Annotated in this window: 21 protein-coding genes and 2 tRNA genes; 13 read left to right on the top strand and 10 right to left on the bottom strand. The window is 60.7% G+C overall.

Annotated elements, in window-relative coordinates:
• The first annotated feature begins 26 nt into the window (after positions 1 to 26).
• The 3 genes from HRU82_09335 to HRU82_09325 are packed head-to-tail and all read left to right on the top strand — an operon-like array spanning position 27 to position 2,613.
• Positions 27 to 1,220 carry an anhydro-N-acetylmuramic acid kinase gene (locus tag HRU82_09335; GenBank protein ID QOJ35137.1) on the top strand — a complete coding sequence of 398 codons (1,194 nt, stop codon included), beginning with the start codon at positions 27 to 29 and terminating at the stop codon, positions 1,218 to 1,220.
• The gene (locus HRU82_09330) at positions 1,221 to 1,742 is read left to right on the top strand and encodes a DUF2726 domain-containing protein (GenBank protein ID QOJ35136.1); all 522 of its coding nucleotides are present in this window, start codon (positions 1,221 to 1,223) and stop codon (positions 1,740 to 1,742) included.
• Between the two features lie 34 nt (positions 1,743 to 1,776).
• Positions 1,777 to 2,613 carry a right-handed parallel beta-helix repeat-containing protein gene (locus HRU82_09325; GenBank protein ID QOJ35135.1) on the top strand — a complete coding sequence of 279 codons (837 nt, stop codon included), beginning with the start codon at positions 1,777 to 1,779 and terminating at the stop codon, positions 2,611 to 2,613.
• A 36-nt stretch (positions 2,614 to 2,649) separates the two neighbouring features.
• On the opposite strand, the gene HRU82_09320 is transcribed toward HRU82_09325, so the two are convergent.
• Positions 2,650 to 3,552 (bottom strand): GGDEF domain-containing response regulator, encoded by a 903-nt coding sequence (locus HRU82_09320; protein ID QOJ35134.1) that lies wholly within the window; start codon positions 3,550 to 3,552, stop codon positions 2,650 to 2,652.
• A gap of 201 nt (positions 3,553 to 3,753) precedes the next feature.
• On the opposite strand from HRU82_09320, the gene HRU82_09315 reads away from it, so the two are divergent.
• The gene (locus HRU82_09315) at positions 3,754 to 4,218 is read left to right on the top strand and encodes a hypothetical protein (GenBank protein ID QOJ35133.1); all 465 of its coding nucleotides are present in this window, start codon (positions 3,754 to 3,756) and stop codon (positions 4,216 to 4,218) included.
• Between the two features lie 172 nt (positions 4,219 to 4,390).
• Here HRU82_09315 and HRU82_09310 read toward each other — a convergent pair whose 3' ends face one another.
• Positions 4,391 to 5,089 carry a hypothetical protein gene (locus HRU82_09310; protein QOJ35132.1) on the bottom strand — a complete coding sequence of 233 codons (699 nt, stop codon included), beginning with the start codon at positions 5,087 to 5,089 and terminating at the stop codon, positions 4,391 to 4,393.
• 152 nt (positions 5,090 to 5,241) lie between these two features.
• Positions 5,242 to 5,318, bottom strand: a tRNA-Met gene (locus tag HRU82_09305).
• 87 nt (positions 5,319 to 5,405) lie between these two features.
• On the opposite strand from HRU82_09305, the gene HRU82_09300 reads away from it, so the two are divergent.
• The 5 genes from HRU82_09300 to HRU82_09280 are packed head-to-tail and all read left to right on the top strand — an operon-like array spanning position 5,406 to position 11,829.
• Positions 5,406 to 6,344, top strand: a complete 939-nt coding sequence (locus tag HRU82_09300; GenBank protein ID QOJ37161.1) for a methionyl-tRNA formyltransferase — start codon at positions 5,406 to 5,408, stop codon at positions 6,342 to 6,344.
• A gap of 36 nt (positions 6,345 to 6,380) precedes the next feature.
• The gene (rsmB, locus tag HRU82_09295) at positions 6,381 to 7,826 is read left to right on the top strand and encodes a 16S rRNA (cytosine(967)-C(5))-methyltransferase RsmB (GenBank protein ID QOJ35131.1); all 1,446 of its coding nucleotides are present in this window, start codon (positions 6,381 to 6,383) and stop codon (positions 7,824 to 7,826) included.
• Positions 7,823 to 8,527: a ribulose-phosphate 3-epimerase gene (locus tag HRU82_09290; protein ID QOJ35130.1), complete on the top strand. Its 705-nt coding sequence runs from the start codon at positions 7,823 to 7,825 to the stop codon at positions 8,525 to 8,527. The genes rsmB and HRU82_09290 overlap by 4 nt, the downstream gene beginning before the upstream one ends.
• Positions 8,528 to 8,554: 27 nt before the next feature.
• Positions 8,555 to 10,099: a phenylalanine--tRNA ligase subunit alpha gene (locus HRU82_09285; GenBank protein QOJ35129.1), complete on the top strand. Its 1,545-nt coding sequence runs from the start codon at positions 8,555 to 8,557 to the stop codon at positions 10,097 to 10,099.
• 11 nt (positions 10,100 to 10,110) lie between these two features.
• Positions 10,111 to 11,829 (top strand): phenylalanine--tRNA ligase subunit beta, encoded by a 1,719-nt coding sequence (locus HRU82_09280; GenBank protein QOJ35128.1) that lies wholly within the window; start codon positions 10,111 to 10,113, stop codon positions 11,827 to 11,829.
• Positions 11,830 to 11,889: 60 nt separating this feature from the next.
• On the opposite strand, the gene rplT is transcribed toward HRU82_09280, so the two are convergent.
• From rplT to HRU82_09245, 7 genes are all read right to left on the bottom strand, one after another.
• Positions 11,890 to 12,258, bottom strand: coding sequence for a 50S ribosomal protein L20 (gene rplT, locus HRU82_09275; GenBank protein ID QOJ35127.1), 369 nt, complete (start codon positions 12,256 to 12,258; stop codon positions 11,890 to 11,892).
• 48 nt (positions 12,259 to 12,306) lie between these two features.
• Complete coding sequence (rpmI, locus tag HRU82_09270; GenBank protein ID QOJ35126.1) at positions 12,307 to 12,498, bottom strand: 50S ribosomal protein L35; 192 nt, start codon at positions 12,496 to 12,498, stop codon at positions 12,307 to 12,309.
• A 31-nt stretch (positions 12,499 to 12,529) separates the two neighbouring features.
• Positions 12,530 to 13,036 (bottom strand): translation initiation factor IF-3, encoded by a 507-nt coding sequence (gene infC, locus HRU82_09265; GenBank protein ID QOJ37160.1) that lies wholly within the window; start codon positions 13,034 to 13,036, stop codon positions 12,530 to 12,532.
• A gap of 23 nt (positions 13,037 to 13,059) precedes the next feature.
• Positions 13,060 to 14,979 carry a threonine--tRNA ligase gene (gene thrS, locus HRU82_09260; GenBank protein QOJ37159.1) on the bottom strand — a complete coding sequence of 640 codons (1,920 nt, stop codon included), beginning with the start codon at positions 14,977 to 14,979 and terminating at the stop codon, positions 13,060 to 13,062.
• Between the two features lie 99 nt (positions 14,980 to 15,078).
• Positions 15,079 to 15,153 (bottom strand) — tRNA-Val (locus tag HRU82_09255).
• A gap of 60 nt (positions 15,154 to 15,213) precedes the next feature.
• Positions 15,214 to 15,486: an HU family DNA-binding protein gene (locus tag HRU82_09250; GenBank protein QOJ35125.1), complete on the bottom strand. Its 273-nt coding sequence runs from the start codon at positions 15,484 to 15,486 to the stop codon at positions 15,214 to 15,216.
• Positions 15,487 to 15,542: 56 nt separating this feature from the next.
• Complete coding sequence (locus tag HRU82_09245) at positions 15,543 to 16,175, bottom strand: hypothetical protein (protein QOJ37158.1); 633 nt, start codon at positions 16,173 to 16,175, stop codon at positions 15,543 to 15,545.
• A gap of 135 nt (positions 16,176 to 16,310) precedes the next feature.
• Here HRU82_09245 and HRU82_09240 point away from each other — a divergent pair, with 135 nt between their 5' ends.
• The 4 genes from HRU82_09240 to trpD are packed head-to-tail and all read left to right on the top strand — an operon-like array spanning position 16,311 to position 21,160.
• A complete protein-coding gene (locus HRU82_09240) occupies positions 16,311 to 16,763 on the top strand; it encodes an Rrf2 family transcriptional regulator (GenBank protein QOJ35124.1) in 453 nt (150 codons plus the stop codon).
• A 55-nt stretch (positions 16,764 to 16,818) separates the two neighbouring features.
• Complete coding sequence (locus HRU82_09235; GenBank protein ID QOJ35123.1) at positions 16,819 to 19,323, top strand: sulfurtransferase TusA family protein; 2,505 nt, start codon at positions 16,819 to 16,821, stop codon at positions 19,321 to 19,323.
• Between the two features lie 29 nt (positions 19,324 to 19,352).
• Entirely contained in the window at positions 19,353 to 20,051 is a 699-nt protein-coding gene (locus HRU82_09230) for a phosphoadenylyl-sulfate reductase (GenBank protein QOJ37157.1), read from the top strand.
• Positions 20,052 to 20,092: 41 nt separating this feature from the next.
• Entirely contained in the window at positions 20,093 to 21,160 is a 1,068-nt protein-coding gene (trpD, locus tag HRU82_09225; GenBank protein QOJ35122.1) for an anthranilate phosphoribosyltransferase, read from the top strand.
• Positions 21,161 to 21,170: the final 10 nt, after the last annotated feature.

Raw genomic sequence — 21,170 nt, 5'->3', positions numbered from 1 at the left:
CTCGTCGACGATAGGAAGGAGCGCGAATGAAGGTGGTGGGGTTGATGTCCGGGACTTCGGCGGATGGGGTGGACGCCGTGCTCGTCGAGATCGTCCGCCGTGGACCGTCCCTGAAACTCGCGACGCTCGCCTTCGCCGGCCTGTCCTATCCACAGTCGCTGCAACAACGGATCGTCGACCTGTCGCTCCATGGGTTGGTGGACGACATCTGTCATTTGAATGGGTATCTCGGCGAGCTGTTCGCCAAGGCCGCGCTGCGGGTCATACGCAAGGCGAAGTTGCGCCCCGAGCAGATCGATCTGATTGGGTCTCACGGACAGACCGTGCACCACTTGCCGCAGGGACGGCGTGAGCAGGGGATCGGGTTGGTTCGTTCCACGCTGCAGATTGCCGAACCGGCAGTCATTGCGGAGCGGACGGGCATCACGACCATTGCAAACTTTCGGCCGCGCGACATGGCGGCCGGCGGCGAAGGGGCGCCGCTGGCGCCGTACGCCCACGCGGTTGCGTTCGGCCATGCGCGTCGGGGGCGGCTGGTGGTGAACATCGGCGGGATCAGCAATGTCACGTACCTTCCCCCAGGAGGCGGACTGGCCGATATCCGGGCCTTCGACACGGGGCCGGGCAACATGGTGTCGGACGCGGTCGTGCGCCATGCGACCAAGGGCGCGGACGGCTACGATCAGGGAGGACGACTGGCGGCGCGCGGCAAGGTGCACCGACGGCTTCTCGACGAGCTGATGGCCCATCCGTTCCTGGCTCGACGCCCCCCCAAATCCACCGGTCGCGAAGACTTCGGCCTCCCCTGTGTGAAGACCCTGCTGGCGAAACAGCGCAGGCTGCGGTTGCCCGTCGAAGACATCCTGGCGACCTGTGCGGTCTGGACGGCGCAGGCGATCGGGACAGCCAGACGCTGGGTTCCGGGTGACATCGACGAGGTGATCGTCGGTGGCGGCGGGGTCTACAACCGCGCCATGATGGGTGCCCTTGGGCAAGTCTTCGCGCCGGCGTCTGTCTCGACGTTCGACGACCATGGTTGGAGCAGCAAAGCGTTTGAGGCCACGGCGTTCGCCCTGATGGCGCATGACGCGTTTCACGGTCGCTGCACCAATGTTCCGCAAGTGACCGGGGCACGCCATCCTGTCCTGCTTGGAGCGGTGGTGCCTGGTCGACGTGGCTTCGCGGGAATGCCGTGGCGTGGCACAGGGCGACGGGACTAAATGATGGAGCTGCTCTATCCGATCCTCGGGATCGCCGTCCTGGTCTTCCTAGGTAGTCTGGCGTGGGAATACTTTGGGAGGAAGCGTCGGTCCGTTCCGCCGGCTGCCTCGGCTCCGGCGAACCTCACGTTCGTCCCTAAACCGCTCCTGACCGACCATGAAGTCCAACTTTACAACTTGCTGCGGTTGGCGGTGGAGGAGCGGTATCTCCTCTTCACGCAGATTCCGCTCTGGTGCCTGTTGGATCTCCGGGTGCCGTCCGCGACGCCGCCTGCCGAGACCTTGCGGGAGTTGGCCTTGAAACGGGCGACCTTCGTCCTGGTGCATCCCGGAAGCCGATTGGTAGAAAAGGTGGTGCAGGTCGAATCGGGTTCGGATGGGCCGGTGTCCGACGGAACAGGTGACTCGATGTTTGAATCGGCGCTGCAGGCGGCGGGGGTGCAGTTAGTCCGGCTGAGTCCCCGTCATGTCTACACGGTGCCGGGGTTAGTCGTCGCCTTGGACCTGGCTGATCCCGAGTAACCCTGTTCATGTTTTCGTTTAGAGAAGGCGTACGGTGACGGAACGGCCTTACGAACAGAGACCGGCTGGATCCCGGCAGCAACCGCTTGCCGAGCCTCCGCCCAATCCCAAGGGGGGGCGGACGCTGATCGTCGACGCGCGCGATCCCCATACCTACCTCAGGCCCAGCGCGGCCTTAGTAGATGCCGGTGAAGCCGATCAGGTCTTCATCCGTCCCGGCGTGTACGAAGATAAAGTCTTCATTGCCGACCGGCCGGTACGTCTCATTGGTGCCGGGCGAGACCATGTATATATCTACAGCCGCCGCAGTGGACCGTTCTATCTGCAACGTGTGCCTCACGGGCTGGTCAGCGGTATCACGTTTCGTTACGTAGGTAGCGACCAACATTCGGCGATGAACGTACTGGATTCAACCTGCACGATTACCCAATGCCGGGCCACTGAAGGCCTGTTGTCGGGGGTCGTGATCTACGGACCGGAAGCCCGTCCGACGTTCGTGGACAATGAGGTCTGCTACAACCGCGAATCGGGCCTTTTCGTCTTTGCGGGCGCGCAGCCGCGGGTCGCGGACAATGTCTGCTTCGGTAACCACCATTTCGGACTGGCAGTGCGCGACCCGAGCAGCCATCCGGAGTGCGTGCGGAATCTGTGTCACAGCAATATGCTCAGCGGGATCTTGTTGTTTCACCATGCCGAGGCCTTGCTGCTGGACAACACCTGCCGGGACAACCAACATTGGGGCTTGGTCATGACGCCCGATACCCATCCGGTGCCGGGCCGCGAAGAGTTGGTGACGGCCAATGTGTTCCTCCCCAACCCGCGCGGCTCCTTGGTGGTGACGGACCAGCCCTTGGTCGATATCGGGCGGTAAGCCGAGTCTGGGAGCGACGAAGCGTGAAACAGTGGATCAGCGGTCGGCCGGGGAATGAAAGTGAAACCGGTTGCCGCCTTCGTGTTTGGCGGCGTACATTGCCTTGTCGGCGTGGCGGAGCAACCCATCCAAGTCCTGGTCATCCGACGGATAGAGGGTGATGCCGACGCTCACGCCGACTGTCACCCGGTGGGGGCCCAGTTCGAGCGGACTGCTGAGCGCCTCGACGATTCGGCTCGCCACCACCGCCACGTCGGCCTCGCCCGACACTCCTTCGAGGATGGCGGTAAATTCATCGCCGCCCATGCGGGCTACGGTGTCGACTCCCCGCACACAGTCCGTGAGTCTCATCGCCACGGTCTTCAATAGCTGATCCCCGACATCGTGCCCCAACGTGTCATTGACGGCCTTAAATCGATCAAGATCCAGCAGCATGATCGCGAGCGGCTTGTCTTTGCGTTTGCTCCGGGCCATGGCCTGCAAGAGTCGATCGCGAAAGAGTGTGCGGTTGATGAGGCCGGTCAAGGGATCGTGTTGCGCCAGGTAGGTCAGCCGTTCTTGGGCCCGTTTGCGCTCGATGGCATACAGAATCGAGCGCGCGAGGAAGTCGGCCTCGCCGTGGCCCTTGACCAGATAGTCTTGCGCGCCATGTTGCAGGGCTTGTAATGCCAGCGGATGGTCGTCGTGGCCGCTCAGCACCACCACCGGCACGCCGGGACTTGTGGCGAGGACCTGCGTCACCGTGCTCAGCCCATTGGTATCGGGGAGGGACAGGTCGAGCAGCGAGACATCGAACCGGTCTCGGCTCAGGCGAATGAGCCCTTCCCCCAGAGTGGCGGCATGGGTGATCACGAATTGATCGTGCGGCCAGGTAGACAAGAGGTCGCGGGTGAGCTGGGCATCGACGGCGTTGTCTTCGATCAGAAGAACCTTGATCATGCGAGGCTCTCGTTACGTGCAGGGTGGCCGATCGCAGGGTGCGCCTGTTGAAGCAGTATCACGGAATGGCGAGGGACGACAAGCGAAGCAAGAATCACAGGGGACCTTACCAGTTCAAATGATCATCATGGCCGATACACTAACGGGCAGGTACAAGCGTGAACGCTTCGAGCGTTTCATCACGATAGAGAGGAGAACGCCATGATCCCAGCTACGGCGAGCCGAGTTGAACAGTCCACAGATGCTCAAATCAATGACCGAATCCGTCGGGAGACGGAGCGAAACGTTGCACATTTTGCAAAAGAAGACCATGACGAGATCACGCGCCGACTGGAAGCATTAGATCGTGAGTGGGATGTCGAGCGGACGCTTGAGGCCAATGCGGCTTCGGTCGCATTGCTCGGGTTGGGGTTGGGAGCCCTTGTTGACCGCCGCTTCTTTGTGTTGCCAGGCATGGTAGCAGGTTTCTTATTGCAGCATGCCATCCAAGGATGGTGTCCCCCGGTGCCTGTATTTCGACGACTCGGATTTCGTACTGCCACTGAAATCGCTCTTGAACGGTATGCCCTCAAACTGCTCCGCGGGGACTTCGCAGAGCTGTCTCAAAACACACATGAACGTCGAGATGTCGATGTGAGGTGCCTGATGAAGGCCGTCCAGCGATGATCGACGCCGGAGTCACGGATGGTCCGGACACGTATCGCTGATGGTGATGGAGAGAGAAAATCGAATGGTTGGTTGCGGGGACTCGATTCTGTCACGATTTAACGCTTCCGTGACCATCCCATTGGCGGCGTAAATTATCTGGTAGCCAGGGGACAATTAAGGCCACGTATCCTCAGCAACCACCGGTAGATAGCGATCCTGCTTCTGTCACCAGGTCCGTTCGTGCAAGCGAAGAGAGAAATAGGACAAAGTGGTGTCCAGCATAATGCGTCCGAATATCCGCGAAGATGTCTGCGCCACGATCCCCGTCCAGATCACCGACCCACAAAATCTGAGGCAGTCCATCAGAATCGAGAACATCGAGTGAAAAAATAGGAACTTTTCGACCGTCTCCCATCATCCAAACTTGGTAATTGGTGTACCGGACGTCGTCGAGTCCGGCGTTGAGGTCTGGTCGAACAGTCCCAAATGCGCGAAGGCGCCAGTGGGCATTGTCCCCAAGTGGAATGTCTAGCCATTCTCCAGGAAGGAGGAACTTCCGGCCATCAAACGCGGTAACCACCGGACCCGATGTGATTGTCGGGAATCCGCGAAGGAGCAGTGTGTCAGAATCAGCAGGAGGAGCGTTGGCAATAAAGCCTCTATCGCCACAGATCGGCTTTTCCTCACGCGTGACGTTGACTGTGACCTCCCGTAGCTCAAACCGTCCGTTTCGTCCCAGCAGCGCCAGCCACTGATCGTTCCAGCCTTCCCACGGCCCGTTGCCGAGGAAAGACCCAACCATGCCAATTTCACCCACCGTCTGCCCAAAGGTACCCGGGCAACTAAGGGCCAGTGTCAATGAGACCGTGACAGTCTGTAACCACTTCACATTTACTTCCGCCTCGCAGACAAAAAGTACACGTCACAACTTTCTAACATTCCCCTGGTCAGCTGTCGCAGGGGCCCAATTTTACGGCCCTTGTATCGCAGATTCTAGGGAGTGGTTAGGGATGGTATAGATTGGAGGAGGATAAAAAGGCTTGGTTGCGGGGGCCGGATTTGAACCGACGACCTTTGGGTTATGAGCCCAACGAGCTACCAGGCTGCTCCACCCCGCGGGCGGATAGTAGCAGGCATGCGAAACGAGAGTCAAGGAAGCGGGAGCCACAATTGCAATCATGGCAGGAGAATGATAAAGCGTGACCATGCGGATCGTATTCATGGGAACGCCGGAGTTCGCCGTGCCGTCACTGGAGGCGCTGCTCAAATCGGACGACCACGTCGTCGGGGTGGTGACGCAACCGGATCGTCCGAAGGGGCGAGGACAGGACGTCGTGCCGTCGCCCGTGAAGGTGCTGTGCCAACGCGAGGGCATCCCCCTGTTGCAGCCGCTCAAAATGAAGGACCCTGCCTTCCTGGAGGCCTTGCGGCAATGGAATCCGGACGTCATTGCGGTGGCGGCGTTTGGTCGGATTTTGCCGCCTGTGGTCCTAAGCCTGCCTCCTCGCGGCTGCATCAATGTCCACGGTTCGCTCCTGCCGAAATATCGCGGCGCGGGGCCGATTCAGTGGGCGATCATCCGAGGCGAGCAGGAAACCGGCATCACGACCATGTTGATGGACGAAGGCATGGACACCGGAGCGATGCTGTTGCAGGAACGGGTGGCAATCCGTTCGGACGACACGGCGGGAACTCTGGCGCCGCGGTTAGCCGAGGTCGGTGGGCGGCTGCTGGTGGAAACGCTTCGACGGCTGAAGGCCGGAACCTTGACCCCGCAGCCGCAGGACCACAGTCAGGCCACCATGGCGCCCATTCTCAAGAAGGAAGATGGCCTGATCGATTGGCGTCTTCCCGCCACGGAAATCGCTAATCGTGTTCGAGGGCTTTCGCCTTGGCCAGGGGCCTACACCTGGAAGGGAGGCGACCGGTGGGTGTTGTGGCGGGTTGCCGTGGCCGACAATGCTCAGGTCGCGGAGCCCGGCACTGTGACAAAGGTCACCAAGGACCGCATTGAGGTTGCGACCGGCCAGGGTACGCTTCACCTCATAGAGATTCAGCCTTCCAATAGTCGCCGCATGACGGCTATGCAATACCTGACGGGGCACCGTTTGGCCGACGGTGCGCGGTTCGGCGCCGGGCCTTAGTCCGACCACCTGTTCTCGCCCATCCAGTTTGTACGTATGACCTCCAACCAACAGCCGCATGGACGCGGCCAGTCTGTCTCCTCCGGGCGGCGTGCGGCCTTGAAGGCGCTCTTGGCGATTGAGAAAGCAGGATTGCTGCCTGAGGATCTTTTCGACCAGGTTGCGGCCAGGGACGGGCTGGATCTGCGTGATCGCGCCTTCATGGTGGAATTGGTTCGCGGGTGTTTACGGTATCGTGGGACGCTGGACTGGCGGCTTGGCCTGCTGACGGATCGGCCCTTCGCGCGCCTTCCTCTTGCGGTGCAGACGATCTTGCGTTTGGGGGCCTATCAGGCGTTGTGCCTGGATCGGGTTCCCGACAATGCCGCCGTCAATGAGTCGGTCGGGCTGATGAAGGGACAGGCGCGACGGCTGGGACGCGATTGGAGCGGCTTCGTGAACGCGGTGCTGCGGACGTTGTTGCGTACGCCCGAACCGCCGTGGCCTGACCTTGCCAAGAATCCCATCGAGGCGTTGGCCGTCCGGTATTCCTGCCCCACCTGGTTGGTCGAGCGTTGGTGTCGTGCAAGGGGGGGGAGCGCCGCAGAAGCCCTTTGCCGCGCCTCGCTTGAATCGCCGCCGCTGACTTGTCGGGTCAACACCTTGCGGATGTCCCGATCGGCCTTGTTGGAGACGTGGGTTGCCGAGGCGATCGAGGCCGTCCCCACGGCGATCAGTCCGGTCGGGCTTCAGCTGGTTCGTGGCGGAGTGATCACCGATCTTCCAGGGTACGCGGACGGGCAGTTTTATGTGGAGGACGAGGCGGCGCAATTGGTGCCGCCGCTGTTGGATGTCCAGCCGGGGCAGTTGGTGCTGGATGCCTGCGCCGCGCCGGGCGGCAAGGCGACGCATCTGGCGGCATTGATGAAGAATCAGGGTGAGATCGTCGCGGTGGACCGGGCTGCCGCGCGGCTGACGCGGGTAATGGACAACTGCCGCCGCCTCGGCGTGACGATCGTGAGGCCGGTCGTCGGCGATGTGGCGAACCTGCCTGGCGGGGATTCGACGGCAGCGACGAGCACGTGGCCGAGTCTGCGTTCCATTGCCGCTCGGGGCCGACCGTTCGATCGCATCTTGCTCGACGCGCCCTGCAGCGGACTCGGTGTGTTGCGTCGTCATCCCGAAGGGAAGTGGTATAAGCAGGCGGAGACAATTGCGCGGCATCGCGAAACGCAGCGGCGGCTGTTGGAGGCGACGAGCCGTCTATTGCGGCCTGATGGGGTGTTGGTCTATAGTACCTGCTCGGTCGAACCGGAAGAAACCGAATCGATCATCGACGAATTTTGTCAGTCGCATCGCGACTTTCAGCGCGAGTCGGTCGCGCCGTGGGTGCCTCCAACCGGTCTGCCGTTCGTGACCCCCCGCGGTGACCTGTCCACGATGGCCAATATGAACAGCATGGATGCGTTTTTTGCCGCACGGTTGCGGAGGAGTGTAGAGTGACCGCGAAAACCGTCCGCATCGCTCCGTCCATTCTCTCTGCCGACTTCGCCCGCTTGGCCGAGGAAGTCGCGCGGGTGGAGCAAGATGGCGCCGACTGGCTGCATGTCGACGTGATGGACGGGCACTTCGTGCCGAACCTGACCGTCGGCCCGCCGATCGTCGAGTCGCTGCGGAAAGTGACCACGTTGCCGCTCGATGTCCACCTCATGATGGCGAACCCCGACGCCTTCATTCAGGAATTTGCGGAAGCGGGAGCGGATTACTTGACCGTGCATGTGGAGGCCTGCCCGCATTTGCATCGGACGGTGCAATCCATCAAGGAGCGCGGCGTCAAGGCGGGCGTCACACTGAATCCCGCTACGCCAGCGGTGTGGTTGTCGGAGATCGTGCGCGATGCCGACCTTATCCTCATCATGTCGGTGAATCCGGGATTCGGCGGCCAACAGTTCATCCCCTCCTCGCTGCAGAAGATCGCTGAGGTCCGGGCGATGATTGATCGCAGCGGCAGCAGCGCCCTCCTTGAGGTGGACGGAGGGGTGAAGCCGGAGAACGCAGGGGCCGTCGTGGCTGCCGGAGCGGATGTGTTGGTGGCAGGCTCTGCCGTGTTTTCAACGCCGGACTATGCCGCGGCGATTACGGCCTTACGGGCCGGGGCCCAACCGGGCGAGCGTACCACTAGGAGTGTTGGCGCTCGACGGTAAGCGAGCCGCCGGACGATCCCCTTGTTCATGGATAACCTTCATCCCCTCGAAAGCAAAGTGTTGCTGGCGATGCTGCCGCAGCAGGATCGGCCTGCGACGCTCGATCATCTGGTGCCGGCGACCGGCTTGGAGCCTTCCCAGCTGAGCATGGCGATCGAGTGGCTGCTGGCCAAGTCGCTTATCGCGGTCCATTCCGAGACTGTGGCCTCCATCGCTTCTCTTACTCCGACCGGTGAAGTGTATTTCGACAAGTACGCGCCCATCGAGCGTGTGCTCTCGACCGCCAAGGAGGCGGGACGGACAGGCAAGCGGCTCACGATCCAGGATATTCAGGCGCAAGAAGGGTTGGAAGCCTCGGAGGTCAGTAAGGCGGTGGGGACGCTCAAGAAAGAAGGGGCGATCCTCATCGTGCAGGGCGGCTGTATCGAAAGTACCGGCCGCAACAGTACCACGGCGGAATCCATGCGGGCCCTCTTGCAGGAGTTGCGGGGAGGGGCGCGCGAGCTGCAGAGCGTGGCCGAACCCTTGCGGAGCGTGTTGCAACAACATGCGGTCAAGCGCGGTAACACCCGCGAGCCGTTTCGGATCGACGATCGTGTGACCCGAACGTTCCTGCTGACGCCGGCAGGGCAGGAAGTGGCGCAACGCCTGTCGCAGGTGGGGGTGGCGGAAGAGGTCTCGCAGTTGACGCCGGAACTGCTGAAAGACGGTACGTGGCGCACCAAGCGGTTCCGCAAATATACGATCAGTCTGCGCGCTCCGAGAATCGCGGCGGGGAAGCGGCATCCGTACCGCGAGTTCCTCGACCTCGTAAAACTCAAGTTGGTCAGCATGGGCTTTCAGGAAATGCGCGGTACGTTGGTGGAGACGGAATTCTGGAACATGGACGCGTTGTTCATGCCCCAGTTCCATCCGGCCCGCGATATTCACGATGTGTATTTCGTGAAAGAACCGACCCACGCGCGGTCGATTGCCGAGCCCTACTTGACGCGGGTGGTGCAGGCGCACGAGAAGGGGACCGGAGCCGGATCGACCGGATGGGGCTATCAATTCGATGTGGAACGCGCAAAACGGTTGGTGTTGCGGAGTCAAGGCACGGCCGTGTCGGCGCGCGCGTTGGCCGGCGGCGCGTCGGTCCCAGGAAAATATTTCTCCATCGCCCGTTGCTTTCGGTATGACCAGGTCGATGCCACCCATGCGACCGACTTCTTCCAAGTTGAGGGCATTGTGTTAGGCGCCGACATCAACTTCCGGACGCTCCTCGGCCTGCTGAACCTCTTTGCGCGGGAAGTGGCCCAGGCGAAGGAAGTGAAGTTTCTTCCGGCCTATTTCCCCTTCACCGAACCCTCGGTCGAAATGCACGTGCGCCATCCCAAGTTGGGCTGGATGGAGCTGGGCGGCGCCGGGCTGTTCCGTCCCGAGGTGACGACTCCCCTCGGTGTGTCCGTGCCGGTCATTGCCTGGGGGCTGGGTTTGGATCGGATGGCGATGGTGGCGCTCGGCATTCATGATATCCGTGACCTCTTCTCGGCCGATTTGGATTTCGTCCGCACCATGCGGGGGAACTTTTAGGATTACGCGCGATGCCGACCATTTCCCTTCAACGTGATGATCTCGAAGCCTTGATTGCCGGCTACGGCGAGCCCTCGAGTCGAATTCCGCTCGATCAATTGGAACAGTGGCTGATGCTGGTGAAGGGCGAGTTGAAGGGGCACAATGCCGAGACCGGCGAGTTGCGGATCGAGTTGCAGGACAGCAACCGCCCCGACCTTTGGTGTTGTGAGGGTATCGCGCGGCAGATCCGCATCAAACAACGGGGCGCTCCCCTGAACTATCCCTTTTTCAAAAAGCCGAAACGGACGGCGGGAACCGTCATCGTGGCGCCGGGCATGGAGGAGGTGCGTCCGTATATCGCGGCCTGTGCTGTGGCGGGGTACCGTGTGACGGCGGCCGGTTTGGCGCAGTTGATCCAGACGCAGGAAAAACTGGCCGATATTTTTGGCCGCAAGCGGCGTACGGTCTCGATCGGCCTGTACCGCCTTGCCCGTATCGAGTTTCCGGTGACCTACGACCTGGTCAAACCGGATGAGATCCGGTTCACGCCGTTGGGTATGGAGACGGTGATGACCTTGCGGGAGATTTTGATGGTCCATCCGAAAGGCGTCGAGTACGGCGGGATCGTCGGAGGCCATGATCGTCTTCCCGTGCTGCGTGACGCAACGGGACAGGTCTTGTCGTTCCCGCCGATCATCAACAGCCGCGAGGTGGGTGAGGTGCAGGTTGGGGATGACCAGCTGTTTGTCGAGGTGACGGGCACGGACCTGCCGATGGTGACGTTGGCCCTGAATATCTTTGCTGCAAACTTGGCCGACCGTGGCGCGCTCATCACGCCGGTGGAAATTCACGCACCGGTGAAGACGGTCTTCGGGAAGCGCTGGAGCACACCGCTCGATTTCGGCCAACCGCGAACCATACCACTGGCGGCCATTGAGTCGGCATTGGGAGAGGCGATGGGGGCGAAGGATGTATCGGCGTCGCTCAAGTCCTACGGGTATGGGGTCAAGTCGGCCGGCAAGCAGGTGACGGTGCAGGTGCCGCCTTATCGACATGATCTGCTGCATACGGTCGATGTGGTGGAAGATGTGGCGATCAGTGAAGGGTACGCGCGGTTCGCTCCCGTGATGCCTTCTCAATTCACGGTCGGTGGATTATCCCGTGTGGAACAGATGGCCGACCGCGTCCGTCACCTCATGGTGGGAATGGAGTTCCAGGAGATCATTTCCAACATCATGGGGTCGCGCCAGGATTTTTGCAGCAGGATGCGGCTGGAGGGAACGGCCTGGTCGAAGGTCGTCGAGGTGGATAACGTCATGTCGCTCAGCTATTCCTGCCTCCGTCAATGGGTGGTCCCATCTCTGTTGCAGGTCGAGGCCAATTCCAGCCGAGCCTTTTATCCGCATCGCATGTTCGAGGTCGGGGAGGTGGCGGTGCCCGACGCGCAGAGCGAGATCGGTTCCAGGACCGTGACGGCGTTGGGGGCGGTGATCGCCCATGCGGGAGCCGCCTTCTCTGAAATCCATTCCTGTCTCGATCTCCTGATGTATTATCTGGACCGCTCGTTCACCCTGGAGCCGGTCGAACACCCTTCGTTTCTCGACGGTCGGGCGGGAAAAATCGTCTCAGGTGGTCGCGCGATCGGATTGCTGGGAGAGGTGCACCCGGAAGTGCTGGAGCAGTGGCAGATCGGTGTGCCGGTCGTCGCGTTGGAGCTGGAAATCGATCAACTGCTGGAAAGTCTGTGACGGGAACTCGCAGGTTTCCGGAGCTCCCGCCTCAGAGAGGAATCGTGAGGACGGCCGTGCTTACGCGGCGGGCGCCGCGAGCTGTTCCTTGGCCACTCCGATCAGCTTCTCAAACCCCGCCATATCTTTGATCGCCATATCCGACAGGATCTTCCTGTCCAGCAGGATGTTGGCTTTCTTCAGCGCATTCATGAATCGGCCATAGGCGAGGCCATGGGCTCGAACGGCGGCGCTGATACGGGCGATCCAGAGCCGACGAAAATCACGCTTGCGACTCTTCCGTCCGGCATACGCATAGGCCTGCCCTTTATCGACGGACTCCGTCGCCGTGCGGAACAGTCGACTCTTTGCCCCATATTGGCCTTTCGCCAGTTTCAGGCGCTTCTTTCGCCGCTGTCGTGTTTTAAATCCACCTTTTGTACGAGGCATCGGTCGCTACTCCTTTCAGATCCTTAGTCACGGCACGATAAAACATTCTTACTTCGGAAGCAAGCGGTTCAGCGCAGGGACCGACGTCTTGGGGACCGGTGTCAGGCCGCTCAACCGTTTCTTGTGATCTCTGGACTTGCCGGTCAACAAATGGCGCCGCCCGGCCTTCTGTCGAACGAGTTTGCCGGTTCCGGTCCGTCGAAATCGCTTTTTCGCGCCGCTGTGAGTTTTGAGTTTCATGGGTTCAATCCTTCCTTGTGCAAGTCGCGCATTACTTGGGAGCCAAAATCATAATGAGGCTGCGGCCTTCCATCCGGGGGGCGAATTCGACCGTACCTGATTCCGTACACTGCTGTATGACGTTTGCCATCATGGTCCGGCCCATCTCTTGATTCGCCATTTCTCGCCCGCGGTAGGTCAGGGTCACCTTGGTCTTGTTGCCGCCCGCCAGGAACTCCTTGATCTGGCGGATCTTGATCTCGAGATCATGCTTGTCGGTCCTGGGCCGCAGTTTGATCTCCTTGACCTGGGTGGATTTTTGATGGCGCCGGCTCTGATGATCTTTCTTGCTGAGCTCGTACTTGTACTTCCCATAATCCATGATGCGGCACACCGGCGGCTGGGAGGTCGGAGCGACTTCAACAAGATCGTAGCCCTGTTCCTGTGCCTTATTGAGGGCCTCGACGGTCGGCAATATTCCTAGCTGCTCGCCTTCCGGACCGATCACACGAACTTCCCGAATCCTGATTTCCCGGTTTACACGCAATTTAGGGACGATAGGGCACCTCGTTTGTAAGTGGGTTACCGTTCATGTAACGATTGATTCATGTCCTGGCGGAGCAACGCGACCAACGCCTCGACCGGCATGCTGCCATGGTTTGCGCCGCTGCGCCCGCGGACTGCGACCGTGCCGCTCTGCACTTCCTTGTCACCGACTACGAGCATATAGGGAATCTTGTTTTTTTCGGCCTCGCGAATCTTGAGCCCGATCTTTTCGTTGCGCAGATCCGCTTCGACCCGGAAGCCCTGTCCCTTGAGTTCGGAGACCACGCGCGCGGCGAACTCCTGTTGCTTGTCGGTGATGGTGAGGACCACGGCTTGGACCGGGGCGAGCCACGTGGGGAAAGCGCCGGCATAATGCTCGATGAGGATCCCGAAGAAACGCTCGATGGAGCCCATGAGCGCACGATGGATCATGATCGGCTGATGGTGCTTGCCGTCTTCGCCGGTATAGGCCAACTTGAAGCGCTCGGGGTTGTTGAAGTCCACCTGCACGGTCGAACATTGCCAGGATCGTCCGAGCACGTCCTTGATCTTGATGTCGATCTTCGGTCCGTAGAACACCCCTTCGCCGGGATCCAGCTGATAGGCGACTTGGCGCCCCTTGAGGGCTGATTCGAGGGCTGCGGTCGCGAGCGCCCAGTTCTCATCGGATCCGACCGATTTCTCGGGTCTGGTCGACAGATACACTTCGAACTCGGTAAACCCAAAGGTGCGCAGAATGAAGAACGTAAAGTCCAATACCCGGCTGACTTCGGCTTCGATTTGGTCGGGACGGCAGAAGAGGTGCGCATCGTCTTGGGTAAAACCGCGCACGCGCAAGAGGCCATGCAGGACACCGGTCCGTTCATAGCGATAGACGGTGCCCAATTCGCCGTAGCGAATGGGCAAGTCTCGATAACTGCGCAGGTGCGATTTATAGATCATGATGTGGAAGGGGCAGTTCATGGGCTTGAGTTGGTACTCACTGCCTTCCACCTTCATGGCCGCAAACATGTTTTCCCGGTAGTAGTCGACATGGCCGCTGGTCTTCCACAGGTCCAGCCTGGCGACGTGCGGCGAATACACCAGTTCGTAGCCGTCCTTCAGATGCTGTTCGCGCCAGAAATTTTCGATCAGCAATCGGATCAGCGAGCCCTTCGGGTGCCACAGGACCAAGCCAGGGCCGATGTCGTCCTGGATCGTAATCAGGTCCAGTTCCTTGCCGATCTTGCGATGGTCCCGGCGCTTGATCTCTTCCAGCTTGGCGAGGTGGGCATCCAATTCCTTCTGGGTCGGGAAGGAAGTGCCATAGACCCGCTGCAGCATGGGATTCCGCTCATCACCTCTCCAATAGGCGCCGCCGGTGGACAGGAGCTTGAACGCGCCCACATGGCCGGTGGTGGGCAGGTGGGGACCGCGACAGAGGTCGACAAAGTCGCCCTGGCGGTAGAGAGAAATGGGCGCCTGCTCGTCAAAGCCTTGGATCAGTTCGACCTTGTAGTGTTCGCCCCGTTCCTTGAAGAACGTGATGGCGTCCTGTTTCGACAACTCGGACCTGGTGACGACCAAGCCGCGCTTCATGATCTCCCTCGCCTTGGTTTCGATCTTCTCGAGGTCTTCCGGCGTAAAGGGGCGATCGAAGGCAAAGTCGTAATAGAATCCGTCCTCCAGCGCGGGGCCGATCGTGAGCTGAGCGGTCGGGAACACTTCTTTGACCGCTTGGGCCATGATATGGGTGCTGCTATGGCGATAGACCTCGCGGCCTTCCGCTGAATCGAAGGTCAGGGGCTCAAGCGTTGCGTCACCGCTGAGAGGGCGAGAGAGGTCCACGGGTTCGCCATTGACCTTGGCGGCGAACACCTTGGCATCGAGCCGTCCCTCCGGCGCCACGAGGGCGTCGCGGACCGTGCATCCCGTTGGCACTTGTTTTCGAGTTCCGTCAGGAAGGGTAATCTGAATGAGCTGTGAGGCCACTCCGGTCTGTCCTACAAACAAAAATATCGTGCCGACCACGATCACGTCGCTGGTCGGAACACAATAAGCGGTCAAAATAAAAAATGGTAGGCGCGGACGGTCTTGAACCGTCGACCTCTACCGTGTCAAGGTAGCGCTCTCCCCCTGAGCTACGCGCCTAACGCCCGGCGATGCTAATACAGCGTCTACGAAGGTGTCAAGGAAACGAGGCGGCGTGGCCTACTTCACTGCAGCCTTGAGTTCCTTCCCGGCCGAAAACTTTGGGATACGGGCGGCAGGGATCTTCAAGGATTCGCCGGTGCGGGGATTCCGCCCCATGCGGGCTTTTCGTTTCGAAATCGTAAACGTGCCGAAATTCACGAGCGTCACCCGTTGCCCCTTTTTGAGCGAGGTGGTGACCGCTCCGGTGAAGGCCTCCAGTGCAGTGCCGGCAGCGACCTTGGTGATTCCCGCGCTGTTCGCCATTTTGGCGATTAACTCTTCCTTGGTCATGGGCTCCCTCCGTTGGTGGTTAGCGACGGTACGACGGGACGTAAACGCGTGCGGAATTAATTGGCGCGCGCACGTTTAACCGGAATGTGCAAATCGAGAATTTTTTTTCTCAAGGTGTTGCGATTCATTCCCAAGAGCTCAGCCGCCTGGATTTGGTTGCCCTTGGTCTCCCGGAGGGTCAGGGAGATCAAGGGGCGCTCGACCGCGGCAATCAGCATCGGGTGAAGATTTCGTCCTGATCCATTGCGCATGCTTTTGACGAAATCTCCCACTTTGTGCTCCAGATAGGAGTCCAAACAATCCGACGAATGGGCTCCATTGGAGGTTGTGCTGCCGGACTTGGCAGGCGTGGTGCGTTGTAGCATCGAGGCCGTACGTTTCAGCACGGTTCGAGAGCCAGCCAGCAAGAGGGTGCGCGCGGGATCAACGGCGGTGAAGAGCTTGCCCAGTTCTGCCGCGGGAAGGCCGTTGGGCTCTACCACCACCACGTCATAACTCTGCTTGGTCAGGTCTTTGGGCAGGGTTCCTTCGCGGGCGACGGTCACGGCCTTTTCGCCGAAGAGGTCCTGGTACAGGGCCTGGATCTCATTGTCCGCGCTGAGCAGCAGGATCTTCAGAGTTGTTGAACGAAGTGACATGAAGGTACCGACGAAGAAGAGGGCGGGATTATTGCGCAGCACCCCTATCATGTCAATGACGAAAAGCCCGCGAGTCCTTCGCAGATCGACGGCTGCCACACCGGGGCCCTTGACAGCCGCACGGATCGGTCTGTATAACCAGCCTAAATTCCCATCGGAATACTCATAAATGGGGAATTGCCACGTATGAAGGTCAGTCTACGAGCGACCTACGGGATTATCGCTGCGATCGACCTTGCTTTGCACCATGGAGAGCAGCCGGTCTGCGCCAAGTCGATCGCCAAACGGCAGGCCATTCCAGCCAGATTTCTTGAGCAGGTGCTGCACGCTATGAAAAAGGCCGGGGTGGTGGCGAGCCAGCGAGGGGCACAGGGTGGCTACGTTTTAAGCCGCAAGCCATCCGAAGTGTCGGTCGCCGATATTTTGCACGCGCTGGAAGGTCCGCTCATGCAGACCAACGGCGCCTCCGGGCCGAAAGGCTCCAGTTCCCGAGGTGCCAAGCGGGATATGTTGCTAGCCCATCTCTGGGACCGGGTCAAGCAAGCGGAGCTGGGTGTGTTGTCCGAAGTGACGGTCGAAGAGTTGGCTACGCGTCAGCGTGCGCTTGAGGCCCAACATACATTGATGTACCACATCTGACGCGGCTGCTTGCGTCAGGAGCGCACATTACCCTCAAACCGACGAGGTTATGATCATGAGCCCCAACCCTGTGGCCCTCCGCCCGGCGATCAAGGCGGCGCCCATTCCGTCGAACATCGTCGAAGAGATAGAGACCTTTGAAACAGAAGCCCGGCGCGTCCTGTCGGGCGAATTGTCTCCGGATATCTTCAAGCCGTTCCGGCTTCAATATGGTATCTACGGCCAGCGCCAGCCGGGGGTGCAGATGTTTCGCATCAAGATTCCGTTTGGAGGGTTGACCGCCAATCAACTGCGGCGGGTAGCCGAATTGGCCGAACAGTATGCGACCGGGGTCGGCCATGTGACCACGCGGCAGGATATTCAACTGCATTTCGTCGAGCTGAAACATGTGCCCGAGATGATGCGTCAGTTGGCCTCCGTCGGACTTACGACCCGGGAGGCCTGCGCGAATACGGTGCGCAATGTGACAGCCTGTCACTTGGCCGGTGTCTGCCACGGCGAAGTCTTTGACGTGACGCCCTATGCCAAGACGGTGGCTTATCACCTCCTGCGCAACCCGCTCAACCAGAGCCTGCCGAGGAAATTCAAGATCGCCCTCTCAGGCTGCCGCCAGGACTGTGCCTTGACGCCCATCCACGACATCGGCCTACTTGCCGTGAAGCGTGGTGATGGTGTGATTGGATTTCGGATGGTGGCCGGCGGGGGATTGGGTTCCACGCCGCGCATGGCGCAGGTGCTTCGAGAATTCACCCCCATGGATGAATTGTTGCCGTCCATCGAGGCCGTGATCAAAGTGTTCGACACCTTGGGGAATCGGAAAAATCGGAACAAGGCGCGCATGAAGTTCGTCATCGAGAAGCTCGGCTTCGACGAATTCAAACGGCGATGGGAAGCGGCCTATGCAGCCATGGGGTATGCAGTGCCGACTCATGAGCCGATCAAATTGTTGGACTATGCCGACGACCCGCCGTTGCTCATGCCGATCAAGGCCACCCTGTCTTCCATGGGGAACGAACAGGGTAACGGCCAGGGCAACGGAAATGGCGCAGCCCTGTTGAGCGGGGAAGCGCCGGCCTTTCAGGCCTGGAAGCGCACCAACGTCGTACCGCAACGCCAGGCGGGGTTTGCGACGGCAGCCATCAAGCTCCCGATGGGTGATCTCACGACCGACCAGATGTGGGTGGTGGCTGACCTCGCCGAGCGGTACTCCAACGGCAACATCCGCACGACGATCAACCAGAACGTGGTGATTCGCTGGATCCCGGAAGAGCGCCTGAAGGAGTTCTATGACGAACTCGTGACGCATGGCCTGGGAGATCCGGGCGCCGAGCTGGTGGAGGATATTATCGCCTGTCCCGGGACCGATACCTGCGGTCTCGGCATCACCTCGTCCAAGGGCATGGCGCGGGCCTTGGCGGAAGTCTTTCCCGCCGGCCAGGTGCCGGAAGACCTGCGGGACGTCAGCGTCAAGATCAGTGGTTGTCACAATTCCTGCGCCCAGCACCATATCGCGACGATCGGGCTGCACGGTGTGGGGAAACGGCTCGGCGAACATACGGCGCCGCATTACGAACTGCATCTGGGGGGGCATGTGGACGGCACGCCCAAGATCGGGCAATTGACCGTCAAGCTGCCCGCCAAGAGCGTCCCCGCGGCGATTCGCCATCTCGTTGAGGTCTATCGGCGGGACCGAAAGCAGGGCGAGTCGCTGCAGACGTTTGTGACTCGCGTGGGGAAAGGCGCACTCAAGGACGAACTCATTCCCTATACCATCGTGCCCGCGTACGAGCAGGATCCGACTTACTACTACGACTGGGAGGGCGAGGCAGAGTTCGTGTTAGAAGACTTGGGTCCTGGTGAATGCGCGGGCGGGGCGCTGGAAATGATCGACGACCGCATGTTGGAAGCGGATCAAGAGCTATACCAAGCCAAGCTCCTCGTTGAGAAGCATCAGTACGCCCTCTCCGTGAATAAGTCCTATCGCGCCGTGCTGGCGGCGGCCAAGGCCCTCTTGGTGACGGAAGGCCTCGATCCGGCGACAGATGCTGAGACATTCCAGGAGTTCGATCTGCGCCTCGCGAGCAAGGGCATCGTGCCGGCGACCTACATGAACCTCGGACAGCAAGTCGGCGATCTCGGCTCCAAGGACGCGACGGTCGGCGAGGCGACGGAACGGATGAGTTTCGCGAAGCGATTCCTCGAGGTCTGCCGGGCCGCAACGGAGCAAATGGGCAAGGATCTCAAGCTGACGCAGGTCAAGGAGGAGGCCCTCCCGCCCGCGACGCCGAAGGCTGCCGCACCTGAGGCTGTGCCAGAGGCCCCCAAGGCGCCGGTCTATGATCTGCGCGGCGTGGCCTGCCCGATGAATTATGTGAAGACCAAATTGAAACTCGAAATGATGGAGGACGGCGAACGGCTTGAAGTGTGGCTGGACGCCGGAGAGCCCATCCGCAATGTGCCGATGAGTTTGCGAAACGACGGCCACAAGATCCTGGAGGAGGGGCCGCTGGAGGCGGACGCCCGACACTTCAAGATTCTCGTCGAGAAGGCGGAGGGATAACGATCGTGGCAGAGCCCGGACAGACTGCTGTGGGCCCATCGGATGCGGACCTGAAATCGCTGAGCGATTCCTTTGAAGGAAAGCAACCGTGGGAGGTTCTGGAGTATGCGCTCAAGGCCTATGCCGGACGAATCGTGTTGGCCTGCAGCTTCGGCGCGGAGGATGTGGCGTTGGTCGACATGGTGCACCGTATCGATCCCCAAGCTCCGCTGTTTTACCTCGATACCGACTTCCTGTTCCCGGAGACGCTTGAGGTGCGCGACCGCATCATCGACCGGTATGGCTTGCAGCCGACGCAAGTCATTCGAATGACGTCGTTGTTGACCCCGGACCAACAGGCAGCCCAGCATGGCGCCGCGCTCTGGGCCGGCAACCCGGATCACTGTTGTCAGCTGAGGAAGATCGAGCCCCTGACGCGCGTGCTCGGGAACTACGCCGCCTGGATCACCGGCATCAGGCGGGACCAAGCTCCCACGCGGGCCAATGCCGGCATGATCGAGTGGGATAAGAAATTCGGATTGGTCAAGATCAACCCGCTGGCTGCGTGGACCAGCGACCAGGTGTGGATGTACATCCGACTGCACGAAGTGCCCTATAACACGTTGCACGACCGCAACTATCCGAGCATCGGCTGTACGCATTGTACGGCGCCCGTCCTACCGGGAGACGATCCGCGCTCCGGCCGGTGGAAAAATTTCGGCAAGACCGAGTGCGGGCTCCATAAGTAACTGAGTCGTCACCCTGCAACCAGAGAAAGTCTTCACCACCCATGCAGCATCTCCTCGCAAAAGTCGCCAAGGGGCAGAAAACATCCAAGGATCTCACCTGGGAGGAGGCCAAGCAGGCCATGCGTCTGATGATCGAAGGGACGGCGACCCCTGCGCAGGTCGGAGCCTTTCTCGTGGCCATGCGCTTCAAGAGCGAATCCGTGACGGAGCTGGCCGCCTTCACAGCGGCAGCGCGGCAATATGTGCCTCCGGTGCCGGTGCGCTCAGGGCTGGGTGTGCTGGACGTTCCGACCTACGCGGGCAAGCGCGAGACTTTCCATGCGCTCGTACCGGCGGCCATTATTGCGGTGGCGGCCGGCGCGGTAGTGTTGCTGCACGGCGTCGACGGTCCGCCGGATCGGCGCGGGGTGTCATCGGTGCTGAAGCCGCTCGGGATTCCCGTGGATCTGACGGCCAAGGCGGTCGGAGCCGAACTTGAGCGGAAGGGGTTCGCCTATCTGGACTTGGCGCTCTACCATCCGCCGGTCTTCCGATTCTTGGAGATGCGGCAGGAACTGGGCGTGCGGAATGTCTTTCACCCCGTGGCGCGCCTGCTGAATCCGGCTCGTGCCCAGGCGCAGGTCATCGGCCTCTCGCATCCTCCCTATTTTGAAAAGACGGTCGAAGCGTTGCGGATGCTGAGCTGTCCCCGTGCTCTGGTCATACGCGGCGTCGAGGGGGACCCGGAGCTGTCGATCGGCAACGTGACCAGGCTCTTGGAATTGAGAGACGAGCGGATTACCCCCTACACCTTCCATCCGAAGGAAGCGGGCCTGACGATGGCGACCTTCCGAGAGATGGCGGGATTTCCGCCGGAACAGCGGGAGCGAGAAGCGGAGTTCATTGCGCGTTTGCTGGCCAACAAGGTGGAGGGCGGTCAGCGCGATTGGGTGTTGCTCAATGCGGCCATGCTGCTCTATGTCTCAGGCAAGGGTCCGTCGATTGCGGGAAGTCTCACGGCGGCGCGCCGCGCTTTGGAATCGGGACAAGCCGCTGCCAAACTGGCGGAGCTGGCCGCGACCCCGTCGGCGGAAGCCGGGGCTGCGTCGAAAATCGGCCTGTCGGCCTAAGCCTAACTGG

Source organism: Nitrospira sp. (genome assembly GCA_015709715.1).
Taxonomy (GTDB): Bacteria; Nitrospirota; Nitrospiria; order Nitrospirales; family Nitrospiraceae; genus Nitrospira_A.
This window is presented reverse-complemented; position numbering and strand designations above follow the sequence as displayed.

Excerpts from the sequence above, each read along its gene's own strand:
- HRU82_09330 (QOJ35136.1), top strand. The coding sequence starts at position 1,221 with ATGATGGAGCTGCTCTATCCGATCCTCGGGATCGCCGTCCTGGTCTTC.
- HRU82_09240 (QOJ35124.1), top strand. The coding sequence starts at position 16,311 with ATGAAGGTCAGTCTACGAGCGACCTACGGGATTATCGCTGCGATCGAC.
- rpmI (QOJ35126.1), bottom strand. The coding sequence starts at position 12,498 with ATGAAACTCAAAACTCACAGCGGCGCGAAAAAGCGATTTCGACGGACC.
- HRU82_09280 (QOJ35128.1), top strand. The coding sequence starts at position 10,111 with ATGCCGACCATTTCCCTTCAACGTGATGATCTCGAAGCCTTGATTGCC.
- HRU82_09335 (QOJ35137.1), top strand. The coding sequence starts at position 27 with ATGAAGGTGGTGGGGTTGATGTCCGGGACTTCGGCGGATGGGGTGGAC.
- HRU82_09285 (QOJ35129.1), top strand. The coding sequence starts at position 8,555 with ATGGATAACCTTCATCCCCTCGAAAGCAAAGTGTTGCTGGCGATGCTG.
- rsmB (QOJ35131.1), top strand. The coding sequence starts at position 6,381 with ATGACCTCCAACCAACAGCCGCATGGACGCGGCCAGTCTGTCTCCTCC.
- HRU82_09300 (QOJ37161.1), top strand. The coding sequence starts at position 5,406 with ATGCGGATCGTATTCATGGGAACGCCGGAGTTCGCCGTGCCGTCACTG.
- HRU82_09235 (QOJ35123.1), top strand. The coding sequence starts at position 16,819 with ATGAGCCCCAACCCTGTGGCCCTCCGCCCGGCGATCAAGGCGGCGCCC.
- HRU82_09250 (QOJ35125.1), bottom strand. The coding sequence starts at position 15,486 with ATGACCAAGGAAGAGTTAATCGCCAAAATGGCGAACAGCGCGGGAATC.
- HRU82_09245 (QOJ37158.1), bottom strand. The coding sequence starts at position 16,175 with ATGATAGGGGTGCTGCGCAATAATCCCGCCCTCTTCTTCGTCGGTACC.
- HRU82_09320 (QOJ35134.1), bottom strand. The coding sequence starts at position 3,552 with ATGATCAAGGTTCTTCTGATCGAAGACAACGCCGTCGATGCCCAGCTC.
- rplT (QOJ35127.1), bottom strand. The coding sequence starts at position 12,258 with ATGCCTCGTACAAAAGGTGGATTTAAAACACGACAGCGGCGAAAGAAG.
- trpD (QOJ35122.1), top strand. The coding sequence starts at position 20,093 with ATGCAGCATCTCCTCGCAAAAGTCGCCAAGGGGCAGAAAACATCCAAG.
- HRU82_09315 (QOJ35133.1), top strand. The coding sequence starts at position 3,754 with ATGATCCCAGCTACGGCGAGCCGAGTTGAACAGTCCACAGATGCTCAA.